The following is a 22,052-nucleotide window of genomic DNA, read 5'->3' as shown; positions in this document are numbered from 1 at the left end:
GGTTGCGGGGGAAATTATCTCCCGAGGCGGAACGGGGAGAAGATCATCTGGTAGGACGCGATCGCCAGAAACACCGCGAACAAGAGGACGCTCGTCGCCGCCAGGCGCCGCTGCAGCCTGGGAATCGCCCGGCTTAGGCTGCCGCGCCGGCGCCAGGGGTGCAGAAACCCGGTCCCCATGCCGGCCAGCGCACCCCCCAAAAGGGTTGCGTAGATCGGGTAGCCGAGGTAGTGGTACTCGCCCTGCAAGATGCAAAACGGGCAGTGGTGGCTGGGGAGCTGGTAGATGTAGAGGCAGATGAAGGAGACCAGTGAGGCGAGGCTCACCAGGAGGGTGGCGAGGCTTAACACCGCGAAAGGATAGCACCCCTTCCCGCTACGCCAGCTGTAGAGGCCGCTTACCAGGGTGGCCGCCAGGGTCCCGAAAAAGGCGAGGCGCATCGGCTCGACCGGCAGCGAGGCGAGGTCGCCGGCGATGCCGGGGCGCTCGAGGCTGAAGAGGCTGCCGCAGCACGAGGTGATCACGTCGGCGTGCAGCCCCGAGAAGTAGGCGAAGAGGTAGCTGAACTCCAGAAGCGACCAGGGGACCAGGGGGACCAGCAAAAGGTACTTGAAGCGGATCAGGGGGTAGTCGTACCCCTGGTTGTCGGCGTGGTTCACGATGAGCCAGATTCCGGCCAAGAGGAAGTTCACCAGCTTGAGGATCAAAAGCGGGTAGCCGAAGCCGTTGGCGTTCAAGGTCCCCGCCGCGCACATGGCGCCGGAGAAGAGCAGGTGCAAGCGGTCCGCGGTGAACACGAAGAGAAAGAGGGAGATGAGCTCGAACCCCAGGGCGTACGTCAACAGGGTGGAGATGAGGTAGGTCCGTTTCTCCAGGGCGAGCTGGAGCTCGCTGCCGCTGGAGAGGTCCCAGTTGCGCAGGATGCGCACCCCGTACCACCCCGCGTAGAGGATCATGGCCGAGGTCAAAAGGGAACCGGTGAAGAGGGCGAGGACCCCCGGGTGCATGATCATGGGCGGGACCCGTCGATGAGGGCGCCGTCGCGCATCTCGATCACCTGGTCGGCCAGGGGGGAGTCGAAGACGATGGGGTCGTGGCTCGCGATCAACACGGTTTTTCCGGCGCTCTTGAACCCCTCGATGAGCGCCATGAACTCCCGCGAGAGCCGGGAATCGAGGTGGGCGGTCGGCTCGTCGGCGATGATCACCGACGGGTCGTTGATGAGCGCGCGGGCGATGGCCACCCGCTGCATCTCGCCCCCCGAGAGGAGCCCGACCTGCGAGCTCGCGTGACGGGCGATGTTGAAGGTCTCCAAAAGCGTAAGGGCGCGCTCCCGGAGCACCTTGTGGTTCACCCCGGTGGGGTAGGCGGGGAGCATCACGTTCTCGAGGACGCTGATCCCCCTCACCAGGTTGAACTGCTGGAAGATGAAGCCGAAGGCGCTGCGCCGGATGCCGGTGAGGAAGCGCTCGGGGAGGCTCGTTATCTCGATCTCCGCGTCGGGCTGCTGGCCGAACAGGGAGCCGGCGCCGATTCCCGAGAGTACGATCCGGCCGGAACTGGGGCGGGCCATGCAGCCGATGAGCGTCATCAGGGTGGTCTTGCCCGACCCGGAGGGACCCTTCAGGATGGTGAGCTCTCCCGGCGCGATGCGGCAGCTCACCCGGCTCACCGCGTCGAACTGGTTCACCTTCCCCACGTTGAAGGACTTGCTGACTTCGATGACTTCGATCACGTCAGGACCTCATGGCGGCATCGGGATCCACGGTCGCGGCCAGCCAGGAGGGGACCACCGTGGCGGCGACGTAGGGACCGACGCTCAAAAGAAAGAGCAGGCAGATCAGGTAGGGATCGATCACCGGCGTCAGCTTGAACTCGGGGTAGAGTACGCTCCACCCCTTGAGGGCGTGCTCGAAAAGCGAGGCGGAAAAGAAGAAGACGTGCAGGTAACCAAGGCTCACCCCGAAGAGGAACGCGCTGAGCGAGATGACGATCCCCTCCCAGGATTTCAGCAGCAAAACGTCGGTGGTCTCCCAGCCGATCGACTTCAGGATGCCGATCTCCTTCTTCTCCTCGGCGGAGAGCCCGGTCGCCTTGTCCCAGGCGAAGATGATGAAGGAGAGCACCGCCACCGCCAAAACGACCAGGACCATCCCGGAGCGCCAGTCGAAGACCGAGTCGTAGGTCCGGATCATCTCGCTTTTGAGAATCGGTCGGGTATCCGGGAAGTCGTGCACGATCTTGGCCGCGATGGTCTCGAGTTCGGCGGGGTTGCCGGCGCTCACCGCGAGGTCGGTGGCGCGTCCGGCGGGGAAGTCGAAGAGCCTCTGGAAGTCCTCCTGGCGCAGCTGGATCAGGTCGGCGGCCACCAGCTCGGACGAACTCGGGAAGATCTTCTGTACCGAGAAGAGGACCGGAGAACCCTTGATGTCCTTGAGCGGCAGGAAGTCGCCGATGCTGATCCGGCTGGTGCGGGCCACCCCCGAGCCGATGGAGATCGCCTCGGGCTTGAGCTCCTGGTCGTCCGAGGCCACCAGGGTGAAGTTCGCGCCGGTCACCGGGTCGTAGTAGTACCCCCAAAAGCGCGGCGTCACCTCGCTCACCCCGCGGATCGCCGCGATCCCCGTGCCGTAGGAGACGGGAATCGGGTCGTGGCGCCCGGCGACCATGCGCTGCACCACCAGGTCGGGGGCGTCCTGGAGGACCAGGTCGGCTTCCCGTTTCAGGGCCTGGGTGAAGAACACGATGGAGGCGATGATGAAGATGATCAGGGTATAGACCGCGAGCAGCGCGAGGTTCTTCCCCTTGCGACGCCACAGCGAGGAGAGCGCGAAATCCAGGATGTTCAGGTGGCGCTGCAGGGATCGGTTCATTTGGCCTCGCGGCGCAGGGCTGGCGGGGAAACCAGGCTGCCGGACGGGAAGTGCTCCAGGGCCAGCGGGTGGTCCTGGAAGGGGGCGTGGCGGTCCGCCATGGCGGGGTGGCGGGTGTAGCGGGCTTCGGTGAAGAGGCAGAGGTCGCTCAGCTTGAGCTGGCGCACCAGCGCGCGGCTTGCGGCGCGCTGGGCGGGAAGCTGCCCGGAGCGCACCTCGGCGTGCAGCGACAGCGCGGCCAGCACCAAGAGGTTCAGGGCGACAAGCAGGAAAAATAGGGTCGATTTGCGCAGGGTCGGCATCGCTCACCTCGCCCGCCAGGGCGATAGCATCAAACTATTCCAGTGATTTCAAAAGGTCGAGGGTGACCTCGGGGAAGCGCAGCACCCGGCGCCCCTGGTGGTCGTTGCGGAACCCCTCGGCGTCCGCCTGGCGGGCAAAGGGAACCAGCTCTTTTCCCATCGGGCCGAGCACCTTGCTGCCGGAAACGAAGTATGCCTTTCTGGCGTCGATGCTGGCAAGGGAATAATAGTCCTTCACCTCGATGCTGACGATGTCGCCCGGTTTCTTGGCCGGATCGTACTTGCGGGGATTCAGGTAGTAGGAAAAGAGATCCTTGGGACCGTCGAAGTAGGCGAAGCTGCCGTCCCGGTAGCCGATGCTGGCGCCCCAGCTCGGGTACTTGGCGACGAACATGCCGCAGACCGGACACTTGGCATCTTTCGGAGGGGCCTTTACCGGGGCCTTGGGTGCTGCGAGGCTCGCCGCGGCGCTCAGCAGCACGACGCAGAGGGCGGCCGCGATGAGGCGACCAAAACGGTTCAGGATGCTGCTCGGCAATAGTGCCATCGGTTCCCCCCTTAGGTGCGATCAACCCCGGGCTCGAGCCGCCAGGGCGCCTGGCGGCAGAATCTCGCGGCACGGAATGCCACCTGGAAAAGCGGATCCAGGTGAGCGGCAGGGTTAACGCCCTCTACTATGTATCATGACCAAGAGAGATTATCAATGAGGGGGGTGCAAAATCCGCACTGGTAGGGATGTGGTGACCGTTTATTCGGGATCAAAGCTCAAAAAGGGGAGGAATGGCGGGGGCAGGTAGCACCGGGCATACGCGTTGTGTCAGAGCGCATGGACCAGGTCCAGTAAACCAAGGAGGGAGATGGGGGCTGTTTCAGCGCTGATAGAGTTCCCTCATCATCTGTTCCAGGTCGCCGGGGAGCTCGCGGCTCTTGTAGCGGACGATCCCCCAGGCATCGACCAGCATGACGGTCGGGGTGTGGTGGATGCCGAAGGACTGGCGCAGCTCCAGGTAGCGATCGAATCCGGCCGCGAAGTGGAAATGGTGCTGTTTCCAGAACGCCCGCGCGCGCTCTTCGCTGTCCAATTGCCCGGTATTGATGGCGAGCACCGTCAGCCCCTGCTGGCCGAACCGCTCGGCAAGCTGGTTCAGCAAGGGGAGGGTGTGCCGGGCACTGCTGCTCCGGGTGCTCCAGAAAAAGATCAGCAGGGGCCTACCCGCGAGGCTGGCGCGGGAGATTACCTCGCCGGCGAGGGTGCGCAATCCGAACTCGGGGACCGGCTCTCCCACCTCGATACTCAGTGCTGCCGGAGCCGCTAGCGCCTGGTACAGCATTGCGGCTACCACAAACATCGCGATCCGTGCCATATCAGGTACCTCGAAAACTGACAACGTCGGGGGCGACCCCTGGGTGAGGGATCCCGCAGACTGTCAGGAGGTTTATGCGTGTCTGTCAGAAGGGTTGCAACATGCAAGCCCTGACCTGCCGCAAGAAGAAGTGACGGTATCGCGTGATGTTACCGAGACAGTGCGAGGGGGGCTGAATGGGAAAGGGTGCGAAAAAATGAGAATGGTTGCCAAGATCTTGTCAGGCGGGGCGGCCCGTTCGGAAGCCCGTCGAGGGGAAGGACGCAGGAAGCGGTGCGCCGGATGCCTGGAGCGGACGAAGCGCCGCCGCTCCAGGCATCCGAACGGTCACTTGCACTGGAGCCCTTGGCGCAGGTTGGCCAGGTTCTCCCGCATCAGGTCGAGAAAGCTCACCTTCTTCTCGAAGTCCTGCCTGCTGATGTTGTGCGCCCCGTTTAACAACAGCACCTTGGCTCCGGTTTCCCGCGCGATCATCTCGGCGGTGGCCGGGGAAAGGAGCTCCTCGCAAAACACGTACTTCAGGCCGTTGGCGCGCATCTCCTTGACCAGCGTGGCAATCTTGGTCGGGGTCGGTTCGGCGTCGGGGTTGACCGCCTGGGCCGAGAGGTACCGCAGGTTGTAGCGCCTGGCCAGGTAGGCGAAGGCGTAGTGCCCGCCGTGCAGGAAGACCCTCTTCTCGCAGTTGCTGAGCCCCGTTCGGTACGCTTCGTCCAGTTTCTTAAGCTCCTGCTGGTAAGCCTGGGCGTTGGCCTGGTAGAAGGAACGGTTTGCCGGGTCCTTCGAACTCAGGCCGTCGGCGATGTTCTGTACCATGATCTGCGCGTTGCCGAAATCGAGCCAGATGTGGGGATCCTTCCCCCCTTGCTCCTCATGGCCGTGCCCCTGGTCCGCCACAGGAGCCGCGGGTTTAAGCTCGACCCCTTTGCTGGCATCCACCACCACCGGTTTGCCGGCCACCGTCTTCAGCATCTTCACGGCCCACGGCTCCATCGCCTCGTTGGTGAAGACCACGACGTCTGCCTTGCTGACGCGCACCATGTCCTCGGGTTTCGGCTCGAAGCTGTGGGGCTCGATCCCAGGCGGCAGCAGCATGGTGACCTCCGCCTTGTCGCCCGCAACGGTGCGGGTGAAGTCGTACAAGGGGTACAGGGTGGTCACCACGCTCAGCCGCGAGCCGGGGGCCGGCTTGGCATTGACCGGTACTTCCCGTTTCTTTTGGCAGGCAAGTAAGGTGATGCTGAAGAGGATCAGCGAAATACCCAGGAGCGCTCGTTTCATGGTTTATCTCCGTTCGGTTCCCCGCGGAACGCGGGGGGCGGTTCAGGTTCGCAGTACTCGCTTAAATAGAAATGATTTTTATTTACTTGTCAAGTGCGCTGTGTCGCGCGATCCGGTCCCCTGGGGGGGCGAGGCAGTGGCAGGGTGCATAAGCGGCGCCGCATCTATGCCGGCAGGTAGTGCACGAGGCTTGCGCGGGGTGAGCCTGTGAGAGGTGAGAGGTGAGAGGTATTGGCGGGGAGCGGAGGATGGGGCTATTGGCAGTGGGCGCAGAGGCCGTAGACCACCACGTTTTTGCTCTCGACCTGACCCCATTCATTTGCCTGCGCGGGGAGCGGGAGCGCATCGATTGAGTGCCACTCGAAATCCGTGATCTGCTTGCACTTGCTGCAGATGAGGTGGTGGTGCTGATGCTGGGTGGCCTCGAAGCGGGCCTGGCTTTCCACCGTGTCCACCTTGTTGATGAGCCGGTGGCAGGCGAGGGTGGCCAGGGTGCGGTACACGGTGTCGAGGGAGAGGGTGGGGATGGAGCGGCGCAGGCGCTGGTGCAGGGTCTCGGCTGAGGGATGGTCTTCGGCGCGTGCCAGCTCGCGGTAGACTTCGAGGCGCTGGTGGGTGAGCCTCAGGCCGGCGCGCCGGCAGGCTGTTTCGAACATCTGGAACTGATCATCGAGCAGGTGGTTGCTACGTTCCATGGTGCGGCACCTTGCGCCTCTCGTGAGTTGCCCCGCATCATACCTATTCGAAACGCTATGTCAAGAATTCTAATGGGTTGTAGGTCTGCTGCTCCGCTGCAGAGACAAGTGCAGCCGGAGCCGGAATCGCCCGAAGATGTTGTATACACAAACCAATTAAAAGCAACTTGACAGGGTAGGGATCATCTAGTATTGGTTCGGTAGCACGATTTATTTATTCGTGCTACGCCATGGTCGGCGTCGTGAAAGGGTAAGGGGAGGGATCAACATGCACATGGCCGACGCCCTGTTATCGCCGGCAGTCGGAGGCTCGATGTGGGCGGCATCTGCGGGTGCCATCGCCTACAGTTCCGCGAAGGTGCGGCGCGAGCTCGATGACCGGAAAGTTCCCCTCATGGGTGTTCTGGGTGCCTTCCTGTTCGCCGCGCAGATGATCAACTTCTCCATTCCGGGTACCGGATCGAGCGGGCATCTGGGGGGCGGCCTGCTGCTCGCCATCCTGCTTGGCCCCCATGCCGCCTTCCTGACCATCGCCTCGGTGCTGATCGTCCAGGCCCTGTTTTTCGCCGACGGGGGGCTGCTCGCCCTGGGCTGCAACATCTTCAACATGGGGTTTTTTCCCGCCTTCGTGGTGTACCCCTTCATCTACCGCAACCTGGCGGGCTCCTGCCCCGGCCGCGGTCGCGAGACCTGGGTCACCGTGCTCTGCGCCGTGATCGGGCTGCAGTTGGGCCCCTTTGCCGTGGTCTTGGAGACCGTCGCCTCGGGGATCGCCGAACTCCCTTTCGGGACCTTCCTGCTGCTCATGCTCCCGATCCACCTCGCCATAGGGGTCGTGGAAGGGGTGGTCACCGCCGCCATCGTTTCCTTTGTCAGAAAGGCCCGCCCCGAGATCCTCGAGCCTGCCGCCACCGCGGCACCGGCTGGCGGTGTCTGGCCGCTGCGCCGGGTACTCCTGGGGTTCCTGCTCCTCGCTGTGGTGACCGGCGGGGTGGTTTCCGCCTTCGCCTCCAAGGACCCGGACGGGCTTGAGTGGGCCATCGCCCGCATCACCGGGGGGAGCGAACTGAAGGCACGGGGCGCTCTGCACCAGAGCCTGGCGCGCCTGCAGGACACGGTGGCGCTTTTCCCCGAATACGATTTCCGCAGCTCTGCGCTGAAGCCGGAACCCGCCGCTGCGCCCCGCGCCGAGCGCCCCCTGTCGGTGCATCCGGGAACCAGCCTGGCCGGCATGATCGGCAGCTTGGCGGTGCTGCTCCTGGTCGTGGCGAGCGGACTCTTTCTGAAGAAAAGGAACCTGCGCAAAGCCTATGGCATCCATTGACGCAGCGCTGCTCGATTTCCAGCGCCTGGACCGCCTGGCCGCCGGCACCAGCGCGCTGCACCGGCTGGACCCGCGGGCCAAGGTGCTGGTCGTCCTGGTCTTCCTGGTGAGCGTCATCTCCTTTGGTCGCTACCAGGTTTCCGCACTCGTCCCCTTTTTCGTTTTTCCCGCCGCGCTGATAGGACTTGCCGACCTCCCCGCCGGCTACCTTGCCCGGAAGGTGGCTCTTCTTTGCCCCTTCGCCCTGGTGGTCGGCGTCTTCAATCCGCTCCTCGACACCGACATCCAGCTTTACCTGGGCCCCGTCGCCATTTCCGGGGGATGGCTCTCCTTTGCCTCCATCCTGGTCCGTACCCTGCTCACCGTGAGTGCTGCGCTCATCCTGCTCGCCACCACCGGTTTTCCCGCGATCTGTAGGGCCTTGGAACAGCTTGGCATGCCCAAGGTGTTCGCCGTACAGCTGCTCTTTCTCTACCGGTACCTTTTCGTGCTGGCCGAGGAGGGGGGGCGGGCCGCGCGGGCCCGGGAACTGCGCAGCTTCGGCACCAAGGGGCAGGGTGTCTCAAGCTACAGCTCGCTTATCGCCACCTTGCTGCTCAAGACCTGGCTGCGCGCAGAGCGGATCCACATGGCGATGCTGGCCCGCGGCTTCACCGGCGCCTTCCAGATCCGCCAGAACTACCGCTTCGGCAGGGCGGAACTCCTCTACCTCTGCGGCTGGTCGGCGCTCTTCATCCTGCTGCGCCTTACTAACCCTGCCGAGCTCCTCGGCTCCTTAGTTACGGGACTGTTTTCATGAGCCATCACATCGTAGCGGTCAAGAACCTGCGCCACGTCTATCCCGACGGCACCGAGGCCTTGCGTGACGTCTCCTTCCGGATCCACCACGGCGAGTCGGTGGCCATCATCGGCGCAAACGGCGCCGGGAAATCGACCCTGCTTTTGCACCTGAACGGCTACCTGGCGCCCACGTCGGGCGAGATCCAGATCGGCGACTTCCCGCTCAACAAGGGGACGCTCCCCCAGATCCGCCGCACCGTCGGCATGGTGTTCCAGGATCCCGACGACCAGCTCTTCATGCCCACCGTCTACGACGATGTTGCCTTCGGGCCGCTCAACCTGGGACTCTCCGGCGGCGACCTGGACCGCTGCGTGATCGAAGCTTTAGAGCGGGTAGGGGCGCGTCACCTGGTCGAAAAGGCTCCCTATCACCTCTCCGGAGGAGAGAAGCGCCGGGTCGCCGTCGCAACCGTGCTCTCCATGTCCCCCGACATCCTGGTGCTGGATGAGCCGACCAACGGGCTCGACCCGTACTCGCGGCGCCAGCTGATCGCCCTTTTGAAGGAGTTCCGGCATACCCGCATCTTCACCAGCCACGACCTCGACATGGTGCTCGACCTCTGCGAGCGGACCATCGTCCTCAAGGACGGCGAGGTGCGCGCCGACGGTCCGACGCTGGAGATCTTCCAGGACCGGGAACTGCTCGAGGAGTGCCGGCTGGAGAAACCGTTGTCGCTGCAGGGATGTCCCGTCTGTGGCACGCGCCGCTAAACGGCTCCCGGCCCTTCGTGTCGGCTTGAGCCGGCGAGCGCGGGCTTAGTGCCACGAAAAAAGGCTATTCCTTCAGCGGGAATAGCCTTTTTGTCGTTTGCGGTGAAAGGTGAGGTTACTCGGCTTTTTTAAGCGGTTTGCCGCAGGCGCAGCTCCCTTCTTTCTGGCTCACGGTATTGCACGGGCAGCCGCAGCTGCAGACGTACTTCCCGGCGGCTGGGGCCGACATCTCGGCGCCGTTCATCTGGTAGTAGACCTTGTTGTCGGCGACCTTGGTGACCGTGGTCTTCACGAGGTTCTTGCCGCAGCCGCATTTGCCGGCTTTGGCGCTCATCGTGCCGCAGTTGCAGCCGGCGCCGCATCCACAGGCGTAGATAGAAGCTCCAACTTTGAACGGGCTCTCCGTATTGCTTTGAGCGAGTGCCACTGCTGCAGTTACCACGAACACTACGCTTGCCAGAACCGCCATAAGTTTGTTCATGTGCTACCTCCCTGTTAATGTAAGCTCACGCCTTTCTAGCAAATTTTCTGTTGTCGGTCAAACCTTTACCTGATCCTGCCGCCGGCGCGGTTTGTCCAGACGCCGCGCCGTGCGATCAGTGGTTGGCAAAAGCACAAAGAGAAGGCATACTTGGGTGATCTTTGCGCCGCAGCGAGCGGTGCCTTGTGCGGGGGGCATTATGAGCTTTGAACGTGCTGAAATACTGATTGTGGGGGCCGGCATCATCGGCCTTACCCTGGCGAGGGAGCTGGTCAGGACCGGGCATGGCGACATCGTCATCATCGAGAAGGAACCGGAACTCGGGCGGCACGCCTCCGGCCGCAATTCCGGCGTGCTCCATGCCGGCATCTACTACGCTCCCGACAGCCTAAAGGCGAAGTCTTGCTTGAACGGCAACTTCCTGATGCGTGCCTACTGCAATGAAAAGGGGTTGCCGCTTCTGGAAAACGGCAAGGTCATCGTCACCAGGACTCCGGAGGAGCTGCCGGTACTCGACGAATTGTACCGGCGCGCGCTCGCCAACGGCGCCAAGGTGGACATGATCGACGCCCGGCAGCTGGCAGAGATCGAACCCCACGCCCGGACCGTGGAACGCGCGCTCTTCTCGCACTACACCGCGGTGGTCGATCCCAAGGCGGTCCTTAAGAGCCTGAAGGCCGACCTGGAGGCGAGCGGGCGCGTCAAGATCCTGCTCGACTGCCGGTTCGAGGGGCTCAAGGGGAGCGGGGTCGCCAGGACCGGGCAGGGGGAGATCGCCTTCAACCGGCTCATCAACGCCTCGGGAGCCCACTGTGACACGGTCGCCCGGCATTTCGGCATCGCCGACCGCTACCGGCTCATCCCCTTCAAGGGGGTGTACCGCCTCCTGCGCAAGGAGGCGCCGATCACGGTGAACTCCAGCATCTACCCGGTCCCGGATATCCGGAACCCGTTTCTGGGGGTGCATTTCACCCGGAGCGTCCACGGCGACGTCTACCTCGGACCGACCGCCATTCCCGCGTTCGGGCGGGAGAACTACGGCATCCTGGCCGGCATGGACAGCGAGGCGCTGGCCATCGCCTGGGAGGACCTGGTGCTTTTCATGGCCAACCCGCTTTTCAGGAACGTGGCGCTCACCGAACCGAAGAAGTACCTGCCGTCCTTCTTCTACCGGGACGCCGCGCGCCTGGTGCAGCGCCTCGACCCCGCGGATCTGGTGGCGGCGACCAAGGTGGGGATTCGCCCGCAGCTGGTGGACTGGCAGACCAAACAGATGGTGATGGATTTCCTGGTGGTAGCGGATGGTCCGGCGCTGCATGTGCTGAACCCCATCTCCCCGGCTTTCACCTCCTCGATGGACCTGGCGCAGGGGATCGTGGCGCAACACTTCAAAAGCTGAAGGCGTTATTGCCACGGAGACACGGAGCACACGGAGGAAAGACGCACCGGCACTGGGAAACCGGGGAGCCCGTGTGAAGCATGCCGCCGGGGCAGGAGGAGCTCGATTTTCCCCTAGTCAGGAAATACGTCGCAAGACGCAAAAAAGGCATGGAGCGCCAGTTGGTCGGCGGCTTACATGCCTTTTTTGTTTAGTAGGGGGATCGTTAGGAAAATCAGGGGAGTTCGCTGTCGCCCATCAAGAAACGGTCGCACTCCCGCGCCGCGCCGCGCCCCTCCCGGATGGCCCAGACCACCAGGCTCTGCCCCCTGCGGCAGTCGCCGGCGGCGAAGACCCCGGGGACGCTGGTTGCGTAATCCTCGAAGTCGGCGCTGATGGTGGTGTTCGGGTCGCGCGCGACGTCGAGCTCCTCGAGCAGCGCCTGTTCCGGCCCCAGAAACCCCATCGCCAAGAGGACCAGTTGAGCCGGGTGCTCCCGGGCGGTCCCCGGAACCTCCCTTGGAATGCGCATCCCGGCATGGTTGAGCTCCCAGCGGACTTCTACGGTCTGCACCCCCTGGACGGCGCCGTCGGCATCTCCCTTGAAGCTGACCGCCGAGGTCGCGTAGCGGCGCGGGTCCGAGCCGAAGCGCGCGGCTACCTCTTCCTGGCCGTAGTCGACGTGGTAGAGCACCGGCCATTCGGGCCAGGGGTTCACCTGCGCGCGGCTTAGGGGCGGTTTGGGGAGGATTTCCAGCTGGGTGACGCTGCGGCAGCCGTGGCGCAGCGCCGTGGCGACGCAGTCCGTACCGGTATCGCCGCCGCCGATGATGATCACGTCCTTACCCTGGGCGCTCACAAAATTCCCACGGCCGTCCAGAAGGGCGCGGGTGTTGGCGGTGAGGAAATCGACGGCGAAGTGGATCCCGCCCAGCTGGCGCCCCTCGATGCGCAGGTCCCTCGGGGCGCCGGCCCCGGTCGCCAGGATCACGGCGTCGAACTCGGCGAGGAGTCGCTGGGCCGGGTACTTGCTCCCCACGCGGGTGTTCAGGCGGAAACGGACACCTTCCTCTTTCATTTGTTTCACCCGGCGCAACAGCACCGCTTCCTTGTCCAGTTTCATGTTGGGGATCCCGTACATGAGGAGCCCCCCGGGCGGTCGGCAGCCTCGAAGACGGTCACCGCGTGGCCGACCCGGTTCAACTGTGCGGCCGCGGCGAGCCCTGCCGGTCCTGAGCCGACTACCGCCACCTTCTTGCCGGTCCTGGCCGCCGGGCATTTCGGGACGATCCACCCCTCCTCCCAGCCGCGTTCCGCGATGGCCGCCTCGATCAGCTTTATGGTGACCGGCGGGTCGATGGACCCGAGGACGCAGGACCCTTCGCAGGGGGCAGGGCAGACCCGCCCGGTGAATTCGGGGAAGTTGTTGGTGCGCTGCAGCCGGTCCAGGGCCTGGCGCCACAGTCCCCGGTAGACCAGGTCGTTCCACTCCGGGATCAGGTTGTTAACCGGGCAGCCGCTCGCCATTCCGCTCACCAGGATGCCCGTGTGGCAGAAGGGGGTGCCGCAGTCCATGCAGCGCGCGCCTTGTTCCCGCAACAGTTCCGGGGGCGGTTTCCGGTGAAACTCCTGCCAGTCCTCGACCCGCTCTTCGCAGCTGCGGTCGGGGGGGAGTGCTCGGGGGTACTCGAGGAATCCGGTTGGTTTGCCCATGGTTCTTCCCGTGGTGCTTCAGGTGTTGTGGGGGAGGTTGCCCTATCAGTTCGATCCGGCCGATCCGACCAAGCCGAACGATCCGACCGATCACGCCTGCAGTTACCCTCCGCCTTGCCGTGCCGCGTCCCGCAGGTTTTCCTCGAAGGCCGCCTCCAGGGCCTCGGCCCCGCTCAGTCCTGCCTCTTCGGCCCGCTCCAGTGCCCCCAGTACCCGCTGGTAGTCCTTGGGCATCACCTTCACGAACTGCCCCAGGGCCTGCTCCCAATCCTGCAAGACTGCTGCGGCGACCGCGCTGCCGGTCAGGTCGCGGCGCCGCTCGACAAGTCCCCTCAACTGTGCGGCGTCCCGGCCTGCAGGCTTTTCCAGCCCGACCATCTGCCTGTTGCAGCGCGTGGCGAAGTCGCCCTGGCGGTCCCAGACGTAGGCTATCCCGCCGCTCATCCCCGCCGCGAAGTTGCGCCCGGTATGCCCCAGAACCACCACGGTCCCGCCGGTCATGTACTCGCAGCCGTGATCGCCCACCCCCTCGACGACGGCTGTCGCCCCGGAGTTTCGTACCGCGAAGCGCTCTCCCGCCTGGCCGCGCAGGTAGATCTCTCCTCCGGTGGCACCGTAGGCCGCAACGTTGCCGGTGACGATGTTCTCCTCGGCGACAAATCCGGCACCCGCCGGGGGATAGACGATCAGCTTCCCGCCGCTTAACCCCTTGCCCAGGTAGTCGTTGGCATCCCCCACCAGCTCCAGGGTCATCCCGTTGGGGAGAAAGGCGCCGAAGCTCTGCCCGGCGCTGCCGGTAAAGCGGAGCCAGATGGTGTCCTCGGCAAGCCCCTCGGCGCCGTGGGCCCGGGTGAGCTCGTTCCCCGCGATGGTCCCGACCACGCGGTTCACGTTGCGGATGGGGAATTCGGCGCGCACCCGCTCCCCCTTCTCCAGCGCGGGACGGCAGGTCTCCAGGAGCCGCGCAAGATCGAGTGATCCCTCAAGCCCGTGGTCCTGGGGGAGGTTGCAGTACTGGCACTGCTCGAGGGTGTGCATCGGGCGGTACAAAAGGTGCCTCAAGTCGAGCCCCCTGGCCTTCCAGTGCTCCAGGGCCTGGCGCGGCTCCAAGAGGTCGCTCCGCCCGACCATTTCGTTCACGGTGCGGCAGCCAAGCTGCGCCATGATCTCGCGCAACTCCTCGGCCACGAACCTGAGGTAGTTCACCACGTGCTCGGGCTTCCCGGTGAAGTTGGCGCGCAGCCGCGGGTCCTGGGTGGCCACGCCGACCGGGCAGGTGTTCTGGTGGCAGACCCGCATCATCAGGCAGCCAAGCGTAACCAGGGGGGCCGTCGCGAAGCCGAACTCCTCGGCGCCCAAGAGGGCAGCGATGGCGACGTCGCGCCCGGTCTTCAACTGGCCGTCGGTCTCCACGACGATCCGGCTGCGCAGCCCGTTCAAAAGGAGGGTCTGGTGGGTCTCGGCGAGCCCGAGTTCCCAGGGGAGCCCGGCGTGGCGGATGCTGGAGAGCGGCGAGGCCCCGGTGCCGCCGTCGTAGCCGCTTATCAGCACCACGTCGGCGTGGGCCTTGGCCACCCCCGCCGCCACCGTCCCGACCCCGGCCTCCGAGACCAGCTTCACGCTGATGCGGGCCCGGCGGTTCGCGTTTTTCAGGTCGTGGATCAGCTCGGCCAGGTCCTCGATGGAGTAGATGTCGTGGTGCGGCGGGGGGGAGATCAGCCCCACCCCCGGGGTGGTGTGGCGGGTACGGGCGATCCAGGGGTACACCTTGAGCCCGGGGAGCTCGCCACCTTCGCCGGGTTTCGCCCCCTGCGCCATCTTGATCTGGATCTCGCGGGCGTTACTTAAGTAGTAGCTAGTCACCCCGAAGCGGGCCGAGGCGACCTGCTTGATGGCGCTGTTCTTGGAATCTCCTTCTTCGTTGGTCCACCGGTAACGCTCCGGGTCCTCGCCCCCCTCGCCGGTGTTGGACTTCCCCCCCAGCCGGTTCATGGCGATCGCCAGGGCCTCGTGCGCCTCCTGGCTTATGGAACCGTAGGACATGGCCCCGGTCTTGAAACGCCTGACGATCTCCTCGACCGGTTCGACCTCCTCGATGGGGACCGGCTCTACCGGCTTGAACCCCAAGAGGCCGCGCAGGGTGCAGTGCTTTACCGTTCGCTCGTTGATGAGCGCCGAGAACGCCTTGTACTGCTGGTAGTCTCCGCTGCGGGCCGCCTGCTGCAGGGTGTGGATCGCCAGCGGGCTGAAGAGGTGCTCCTCGCCGTCGCTGCGCCACTGGTAGGCCCCGCCGGAGGGGAGGGTGACCGGGAGGGCGGGGCGCCCGGGGAAGGCGCGCCGGTGCCTGGTGAGGTACTCGCTGGCGATCTCCGCGAGTCCCACCCCCTGGATGCGCGAGGCGGTCCAGGTGAAGTAGCGGTCGATGACCGAACTCTTGATCCCGAGCGCCTCGAAGATCTGGGCCCCCCGGTAGCTCTGGATGGTGGAGATCCCCATCTTGGCCATGGTCTTCACGATCCCCTTCACCACCGCCTTCAGGTAGTTCTTCTGGGCCGCCTCCACGGTGAGCCCCTCGAGGTTTCCCTGGGCGACCTGGTCGGCGAGGGTCTCCAGTGCGAGGTAGGGGTTGATCGCCGTGGCCCCGTAGCCTATGAGCACCGCGAAGTGGTGCACCTCGCGCGGCTCGGCCGACTCGAGGACGAGCGAGACCCGGGTGCGGGTGCCGCAGCGGATCAGGTGGTGGTGCAGCCCCGCGAGCGCCAAAAGGGCCGGGAGCGCCGCCAGTTCGGCAGAAACCCCGCGGTCCGAGAGGATGAGGATGTTGTACCCGGCGGCAAGCGCTGCGTCGGCGGCCCCGAAGAGCGACTCGAGGGCGGACTCCAGCTGGTCCTGGCCCCCCTTGGCGGGATAGAGCAGGCTCAGGGTGCGCACCTGGAACTCGGGGTGCGGGCAGGCGCGCAGGCGGGCGAGGTCCCGGTCGGTGAGCATGGGGTGCTCCAGGCGGATCAGGCGCGCGCTCTCCGGCTCCGGGTGCAAAAGGTTCCCCTGGTTGCCGAGGTGGGTGACGGTCGAGGTGATGAGCTCCTCGCGGATCGGGTCGATGGGCGGGTTGGTAACCTGGGCGAAGAGCTGCTTGAAGTAGTCGTAGATAAGCTGCGGGCGCAGCGACAGCACGGCGGGAGGGGTGTCGTTCCCCATGGAGCCCAGCGGCTGAACCCCGTCGCGCGCCATCGGCTCCAGGATGGTCCTTACATCCTCGTAGCTGTAGCCGAAACAGAGCTGCCGGTTGATAAGCGGGGCCTTCTCGCGGGGGAGCCGGTCCGTCTCGGGGAGGGCGGCAAAGGGGATCAGGTAGCGCTCCCTCCAGTCGCGGTAGGGGTGGGCGCAGGCGAGCCCCTCCTTTACCTCCCGGTCCGGGACGATGCGCCCCTGCAGGAGGTCGACCAGGAACATCCGGCCGGGCTGGACGCGCCCCTTCTCGACCACGCGCGAGGGGGGGATGGGGAGCACGCCCGCCTCGGAGGCGAGCACCACCAGTCCGTCGCTGGTGACCCAGTAGCGCAAGGGGCGCAGGCCGTTTCGGTCCAGGACCGCGCCCAGGAACCGGCCGTCGCTGAAGGTGAGGGCGGCCGGGCCGTCCCAGGGCTCCATGAGGCAGGCGTGGAACTGGTAAAAGGCCTTCAGCTCCGGGTCCAGCGACTCGTGGTTCTCCCAGGGCTCCGGCACCATCATGAGGATCGCGTGGGGGAGCGGGCGCCCGGACATCACCAGGAGCTCCAGGCAGTTGTCGAACATCGCCGAGTCCGAGCCGTTGGTGTTGATGATCGGCTTCAGCTTGCCGATGTCCGGGCCGAACAGCGGGCTCGCCAAAAGCGACTGGCGCGCGAACATCCAGTTGATGTTGCCGCGCAGCGTGTTGATCTCGCCGTTGTGGGCCAAGAGCCGGTAGGGGTGGGAGCGCTCCCAGAGGGGAAAGGTGTTGGTGGAGAAGCGCGAGTGCACCAGGGCGAGGGCGCTCGCGAAGTCGGGTGCCGAGAGGTCGGGGTAGTAGCGCTCCAACTGCTCCGTGGTGAGCATCCCTTTGTAGATCAGGGGGCGGCTGGAGAGGCTTGCCAGGTACCAGTAGGAGTCGATCCCCGCGCGCCGTATCTCCTGCACCGAGCGCTTGCGCACCACGTAGAGCTTGCGCTCGAAGGCCAGCTGGTCGGCGAGGTGTGCCGGGCGCCCCACGAAGAGCTGGCGCATGCGGGGCTCGCCGTCTCGGGCCGTCCCCCCCAGGGTCGCGTTGTCGGTCGGGATGTCGCGCCACCCCAAAAGCGGCACCCCTTCCTCGACGAGGATCCGCTCCAGGACCGCGCGGGCCCGTGCGCGCTCCTCGGGCTCCGGGGAGGTGAACACCATCCCCACGCCGTAGCGGGTCACCGGGGGGAGCGGGATGCCGATCTCGCCGGCCACCCGGCGCAGGAAGCGATCCGGAATCTGCACCAGGATCCCCGCGCCGTCGCCGGTGTTGGGCTCGCAGCCGCAGCCGCCGCGGTGGTCCAGGTTGACCAGGAGCTCCAGCGACTGGCGGATGATCAGGTGGGTAGCCGCACCGCTTAGGTTGGCCACGAAACCGACGCCGCAGGCGTCGTGCTCGCGTGCCGGGTCGTAGAGACCCTGCGCCTCGGGAAAGCCTCTCATGATCATAGGGTTCCTGTGCAGAAAGGGGCGAGCCGCCAGGGGCGCGGGGCAAAGGGGAGGGGAGGCGGCGTGGAGAGCAGCTGCCGGTTCTCCTCATGGGAACCGGAACGACAGCAAGCATACCACGTGGCGTAGCGTTGCAAACCGGCAGGAGTTTTTTTAAGAGATGGGTGGCAAAGAGGGGAGGGTTCGCGCTGGCGCGGAGCCGATTCCGGTGTCTGGCCTCAAACCGGGAACTGTGGAGACTCAGGGCGCTTCTCCACGAAGCGCCGCGGTTGACTTACGCTCCCCCCTTTTCCAAAGGGGGGAGCGTGCAGCCCTGTTGCCGGCTAAAGATCGTGTCTCCCCGGAATTTCCCGATGAACCTTCGTCAGGGAGGACGTGACGTCGGGCTGTGCTGCCAAGATTGGGGGGAGCCGGGGATCAGGCTTCGGCCGCTGCCGTCCTGCCGTCCCCCTTCAGGCGTTTGTTGAGGGTCTGGCGCCCCATCCCCAGGAGCTTCGCGGCGAGGCCTTGATTTCCCTTGGCGCGGCGCATCGCCTCGCGGATCATGTACTCCTCCACCTCGTCGATGGTCGGGAAGTGGCCGAAGATGGCGTTCAGCGCGCCGCCGACCGTGGCGGCCTCCTGGGGCTCCTGCTTCGAATTCAGGCGCTCGTCGCCGATCACGGCCCGGAAGCTCTCCATGGAGAGGACCCCCCCGGGATGGCGCAAGACGGCGTCGAAGATCATCGCCTCCAGTTCGCGCACGTTCCCCGGGAACGGGTAGAGGCCCAACAGGGTGGCAAGCTCAGGGGGGGGCGTCGGCTTCTTCTTCCCCAGGCAGCTCGCGGCGAGCCCCAGGAAGTGGTCCAGCAGAAGCGGCAGGTCGTCCAGGCGCTCGCGCAGGGGGGGAAGGTGCACCCGGTGCCCGCAGAGCCGGTAGTAGAGGTCGTTTCTGAACTTCCCCTGCTTGATCCGCTCCAAGAGGTCGCGGTTGGTGGCCAGGACGATGCGGGCGTCGCTCTTCTTGATGAAGTCCGAGCCGACCGGGTAGTACTCCTGCTCCTGCAACAGGCGCAGAAGCTTGATCTGGGACATCTCGTTCAGGTCGCCGATCTCGTCGAGGAAGAGCGTGCCGCCGGCGGCCCGGGTGATCAGCCCGTCGCGGGCCTGGTCGGCGCCGGTGAAGGCCCCCTTGCGGTGCCCGAAGAGGGTGTCCGAGAACATGTTGTCGTCGAGCCCCGCCGCGTTGAGCGCCACGAATTCGCCGGTCGAACCGCTTAGCTCGTGGACCGCCCGGGCGATCAGCTCCTTCCCCGTCCCGGTCTCCCCGGTGATCATGATGGGCTGGCGGGTGCCTGAGACCACCTCGAGGTACTGGAAGATGGCCCGCATGTTCTTGTTGCCGGTGACGATGGACCCGAAGGTCTCGGGGTGGTCCAGCCGGTCGGTGAAGAGGTACTGCTTCAGGGTGGAGAGCTCGTTGGTGAGGCTCGAGAGCTCGAGCGCCTTTCTCACCGCGGTGATCAGGCGCTTCACGTCGATCGGTTTCACCAGGTAGTCGAAGGCCCCCTGCTTGATGCAGTTCACCACGGTGTCCACGTCGTTGTTGGCGGTGGCCACCAGGATCGGGATCTCCGGGTACTTGGCGACGATCTGGGGCAGCAGCTCGAGCCCGGTCAGGTTCGGCATGCGCAGGTCCAGCACGATGACGGTCACTTCCTCGCGGGCCAGGAGGTTCATGACCTCCCGGCTGTCGTTTTCGGTGATCACGTCGTGGTAGCCGCTGCTTAGCAGGCAGCGCTGGCAGCTTTCCAGGATCTCGGCTTCGTCGTCGACCAGAAGTATCCGCTGCAGGTTCTTACTCGGTGGCTGTTTCACGTCGCTGCTCCTCGGGTGGCGTTGGCTGCCTTCAGGATGGTTCCGGCAGGGTGAAGTAGAAGGTGGCCCCGCGGTCCGGCTCCCCTTCGGCCCAGACCCGCCCCCCGTGGCGCTGGATGATGCGCTGTACGGTGGCGAGCCCGATGCCGAAACCCTGGAAGGCACCGTCGACGTGCAGCCGCTTGAAGGGGGTGAAGATCTGGCCGGCGTCTTTCATCTCGAAGCCGGCTCCGTTGTCGGCCACGAAGTAGGCGTCGGTGCCGTCAAGGCTGCGGCGGCCGAACTCGATCCGGGCCTTTTCTTTTAGGGCCGAGTACTTGTAGGCGTTCCCCAAAAGGTTGTCCAGCACCACCTTCATGAGGTCCCGATCGCACTCGGTGCTGAGTCCCGGCTCGATCTGAAAGCTCACCTGGCGCTCCCGGTCCGAGAGGATCAGGGTCGAGGCGGCCGCCTGGGCGAGCTCGCTCAGGTTGGTTGGGCTCCGCTTGATCTCGGTGCGGGAGAGCCGGGAGAAGTCGAGCAGGGTCTTTATCAGCTCGCTCATGGAGATGGTTTCCCCGTAGATCACCTCGACGAACTCGCGGCACTTGGGGTCGAGCCCCGCCCCGAAGATCTCCAGGATCACCTGGCAGTAGCCGTTTATGTTGGTAAGCGGCGTCCTGAGGTCGTGGGAGACCGTGAAGCTGAAGGACTCCAGGTCGCGGTTGGCGCTCTCCAGTTCGGCTGCGTGCGCGGCCAACTCCCGGTTCAGCTCGACGATGGCGGCCTGCTGGGCCCGCACCTCCTGCTCCAGGGTGAGCCGTTTCACCATCTCCTTGATGGCGAGGAAAAGCTTCTCCACATCGATCGGCTTCATCACGTAGCGGTTGACGCCGATCTCGATGGAGTCGATGAAGTACTCCATGTCGCCATGCGCGCTGGTGACGATGATCGGGGTCCCCGGATGGATCCCCCTGATGCGGCGGGCCATCTCGATGCCGTGCATGACCGGCATCTTGAGGTCGGTCACCACCAGGTCGCAGCCAAGGCTTTGGAACAGCTCCAGCCCACGGGCACCGTTCTCGGCGCTGTGGACCACGAGCTCCGGAAAACGGCGCCTGATCAGCGCGGCGACCGTGTCCCGGGTGAGCTGCTCGTCCTCCACGTAGAGAAGCGAAAACGGAGCGTGGGGCGCCTGCTTGGTCATGGTCAGACCTCGATCCTGAACTCGGCACCGGCTTGGGTGTTACGCACGGTGAGCGAGCCGTTCATGGTTTTTTCCACGAGCTTCTTGGACATGTACAGGCCGATGCCGGTCCCTTTTCCCTGGTCCTTGGTGGTGAAGTAGGGCTCGAAGACCCGGTCGATGATCTCCTCGGGGATACCCCCCGCGTTGTCCGCGATGGTCACCACCGGCCGGCCCTGCTCCAGGCGTACCCTCACCACGACGCTCGGGTCCTCGATCTGCTGCCCGGCGAAGGCGTCCTTCGCGTTGTTCAGGATGTTCAAGAGCACCTGGGAGAACTCGTTGGGGTAGCCGGTCAATTCCGGCACCGCCTCGGTCTCCAGCTGGATCCGGATCCGCTTGTCCGCGAGGCTCCCCTCGACCAGGTGCAGGGTCTTCTCCACGGTCTTGTTCAGGTCGAAGGGGACCTTGTCGCGCTCGGGGGTGAAGAAGTTGCGGAAGTCGTCGATGGTCTGGGACATGTGTCGGACCAGCTTCATGATCTTCTTGGTGTTGGTGTCCAGGTAATGCTGGTCGAAGTTGCCGTACTCGTAGCAAAGCGAGAGGTCCTGGACCAGGAGTCCCACGGCGTTCAAGGGCTGGCGCCACTGGTGCGCGATGTTCCCGATCATCTCTCCCAGGGCCGCCTGGCGGCTTTGCTGCATCAGGACCTCGTCCTTGCGCCTCAATTCCTCCACCGCCTGGAACCGCTCGGCGGTCTCCGCCTCCAGCTGGGCGGTCCGCTCGCGCACCCGCTGCTCCAGCTGCAGGTTCAGCTCGGAAAGCGCCTGCTTGGCGCTCAAAAGTTCCTGGTTCTTCTCCGCGGCGAGCTCGTAGGTGGCCAAAAGCAGGTCGATGATCTGGGCCTTCGGGGCGCTGATCAGGTACTGCTCGCCGTGGTGCTCGATGGTGACCCGGCCGTCCGGGCTCTCCGTGATGCAGGCGCCCCGGCGCGCGAGTGCGGCGTGGATGCGCGCGAGCAGGAGCTTGTTGTTGTAGGGCTTGGAGATGAAGTAGTCCGCCCCGGCCTCCAGGCTGTGCAGGACGTCGGAGGGGTCGTTTAGGTGGGTGAGCAGGATGACGGGGAGGCATCTGAGCTCGGGGACCTCCCGGACCCGGCGGCAGAGCTCGAAGCCGTCCATCTCGGGCATCAGGATGTCGCTGATCAAAAGGTCCACGGGGTTTTCCAGCAGGTGCCCCAGGGCCTCGGCGCCGTTTTTGCTGACCGCAACCTTGAAGCCGTGGGCCAAAAGGACCTGCTCCAAAAGCTTCGCCTGGGTCGGGCTGTCGTCGACGATGAGGATCTGGGGGAGCTGGCCGGGGTGCGCTTGGTGCATGTACGG

19 protein-coding genes are annotated in these 22,052 nt (G+C 65.1%); 4 read left to right on the top strand and 15 right to left on the bottom strand.

What is annotated here, in order from left to right:
- Positions 1–14: 14 nt before the first annotated feature.
- From GMST_RS19180 to GMST_RS19145, 8 genes are all read right to left on the bottom strand, one after another.
- Entirely contained in the window at positions 15–1,013 is a 999-nt protein-coding gene (locus tag GMST_RS19180) for a hypothetical protein (protein ID WP_183356319.1), read from the bottom strand.
- Entirely contained in the window at positions 1,010–1,735 is a 726-nt protein-coding gene (locus tag GMST_RS19175) for an ABC transporter ATP-binding protein (RefSeq protein WP_183356318.1), read from the bottom strand. The genes GMST_RS19180 and GMST_RS19175 overlap by 4 nt, the downstream gene beginning before the upstream one ends.
- A gap of 1 nt (position 1,736) precedes the next feature.
- Positions 1,737–2,873 (bottom strand): ABC transporter permease, encoded by a 1,137-nt coding sequence (locus tag GMST_RS19170; RefSeq protein ID WP_183356317.1) that lies wholly within the window; start codon positions 2,871–2,873, stop codon positions 1,737–1,739.
- Positions 2,870–3,175: a hypothetical protein gene (locus GMST_RS19165; RefSeq protein WP_183356316.1), complete on the bottom strand. Its 306-nt coding sequence runs from the start codon at positions 3,173–3,175 to the stop codon at positions 2,870–2,872. Before GMST_RS19165 ends, GMST_RS19170 begins: the two co-directional genes overlap by 4 nt.
- 34 nt (positions 3,176–3,209) lie before the next feature.
- Positions 3,210–3,722: a nitrous oxide reductase accessory protein NosL gene (locus tag GMST_RS19160; protein ID WP_183356315.1), complete on the bottom strand. Its 513-nt coding sequence runs from the start codon at positions 3,720–3,722 to the stop codon at positions 3,210–3,212.
- A gap of 322 nt (positions 3,723–4,044) precedes the next feature.
- Positions 4,045–4,539: a TlpA family protein disulfide reductase gene (locus GMST_RS19155; RefSeq protein WP_183356314.1), complete on the bottom strand. Its 495-nt coding sequence runs from the start codon at positions 4,537–4,539 to the stop codon at positions 4,045–4,047.
- Between the two features lie 327 nt (positions 4,540–4,866).
- The gene (locus GMST_RS19150) at positions 4,867–5,817 is read right to left on the bottom strand and encodes a metal ABC transporter substrate-binding protein (RefSeq protein ID WP_183356313.1); all 951 of its coding nucleotides are present in this window, start codon (positions 5,815–5,817) and stop codon (positions 4,867–4,869) included.
- A 254-nt stretch (positions 5,818–6,071) separates the two neighbouring features.
- Positions 6,072–6,512 (bottom strand): Fur family transcriptional regulator, encoded by a 441-nt coding sequence (locus GMST_RS19145; RefSeq protein ID WP_183356312.1) that lies wholly within the window; start codon positions 6,510–6,512, stop codon positions 6,072–6,074.
- 268 nt (positions 6,513–6,780) lie between these two features.
- Between GMST_RS19145 and GMST_RS19140 the strand changes: the two genes are divergently transcribed.
- From GMST_RS19140 to GMST_RS19130, 3 genes are read left to right on the top strand one after another with little or no spacing between them, the layout of a single operon-like run.
- A complete protein-coding gene (locus tag GMST_RS19140; protein ID WP_183356311.1) occupies positions 6,781–7,836 on the top strand; it encodes an energy-coupling factor ABC transporter permease in 1,056 nt (351 codons plus the stop codon).
- Positions 7,823–8,635 (top strand): cobalt ECF transporter T component CbiQ, encoded by an 813-nt coding sequence (gene cbiQ, locus GMST_RS19135; RefSeq protein WP_183356310.1) that lies wholly within the window; start codon positions 7,823–7,825, stop codon positions 8,633–8,635. Before GMST_RS19140 ends, cbiQ begins: the two co-directional genes overlap by 14 nt.
- A complete protein-coding gene (locus GMST_RS19130) occupies positions 8,632–9,387 on the top strand; it encodes an energy-coupling factor ABC transporter ATP-binding protein (RefSeq protein WP_183356309.1) in 756 nt (251 codons plus the stop codon). Before cbiQ ends, GMST_RS19130 begins: the two co-directional genes overlap by 4 nt.
- A 115-nt stretch (positions 9,388–9,502) precedes the next feature.
- On the opposite strand, the gene GMST_RS19125 is transcribed toward GMST_RS19130, so the two are convergent.
- Positions 9,503–9,868 (bottom strand): hypothetical protein, encoded by a 366-nt coding sequence (locus GMST_RS19125; protein WP_183356308.1) that lies wholly within the window; start codon positions 9,866–9,868, stop codon positions 9,503–9,505.
- Between the two features lie 199 nt (positions 9,869–10,067).
- On the opposite strand from GMST_RS19125, the gene lhgD reads away from it, so the two are divergent.
- Positions 10,068–11,267: an L-2-hydroxyglutarate dehydrogenase gene (gene lhgD / locus GMST_RS19120; RefSeq protein ID WP_183356307.1), complete on the top strand. Its 1,200-nt coding sequence runs from the start codon at positions 10,068–10,070 to the stop codon at positions 11,265–11,267.
- A gap of 214 nt (positions 11,268–11,481) precedes the next feature.
- On the opposite strand, the gene GMST_RS22750 is transcribed toward lhgD, so the two are convergent.
- The 6 genes from GMST_RS22750 to GMST_RS19090 form a co-directional block, all read right to left on the bottom strand.
- Positions 11,482–12,369, bottom strand: a complete 888-nt coding sequence (locus GMST_RS22750; RefSeq protein WP_183356306.1) for an FAD-dependent oxidoreductase — start codon at positions 12,367–12,369, stop codon at positions 11,482–11,484.
- Positions 12,366–12,959 carry an FAD-dependent oxidoreductase gene (locus GMST_RS22745; RefSeq protein WP_183356305.1) on the bottom strand — a complete coding sequence of 198 codons (594 nt, stop codon included), beginning with the start codon at positions 12,957–12,959 and terminating at the stop codon, positions 12,366–12,368. The genes GMST_RS22750 and GMST_RS22745 overlap by 4 nt, the downstream gene beginning before the upstream one ends.
- Positions 12,960–13,061: 102 nt before the next feature.
- Entirely contained in the window at positions 13,062–17,642 is a 4,581-nt protein-coding gene (gltB, locus tag GMST_RS19105; RefSeq protein ID WP_246399889.1) for a glutamate synthase large subunit, read from the bottom strand.
- Positions 17,643–18,065: 423 nt separating this feature from the next.
- Positions 18,066–19,505 carry a sigma-54-dependent transcriptional regulator gene (locus GMST_RS19100; RefSeq protein WP_183356303.1) on the bottom strand — a complete coding sequence of 480 codons (1,440 nt, stop codon included), beginning with the start codon at positions 19,503–19,505 and terminating at the stop codon, positions 18,066–18,068.
- Between the two features lie 31 nt (positions 19,506–19,536).
- Positions 19,537–20,691 (bottom strand): sensor histidine kinase, encoded by a 1,155-nt coding sequence (locus GMST_RS19095; RefSeq protein ID WP_183356302.1) that lies wholly within the window; start codon positions 20,689–20,691, stop codon positions 19,537–19,539.
- Positions 20,692–20,693: 2 nt separating this feature from the next.
- Positions 20,694–22,046 carry a hybrid sensor histidine kinase/response regulator gene (locus tag GMST_RS19090; protein WP_183356301.1) on the bottom strand — a complete coding sequence of 451 codons (1,353 nt, stop codon included), beginning with the start codon at positions 22,044–22,046 and terminating at the stop codon, positions 20,694–20,696.
- Positions 22,047–22,052 lie beyond the last annotated feature (6 nt).

Source organism: Geomonas silvestris (genome assembly GCF_014193515.1).
GTDB lineage: Bacteria > Desulfobacterota > Desulfuromonadia > Geobacterales > Geobacteraceae > Geomonas > Geomonas silvestris.
This window is presented reverse-complemented; position numbering and strand designations above follow the sequence as displayed.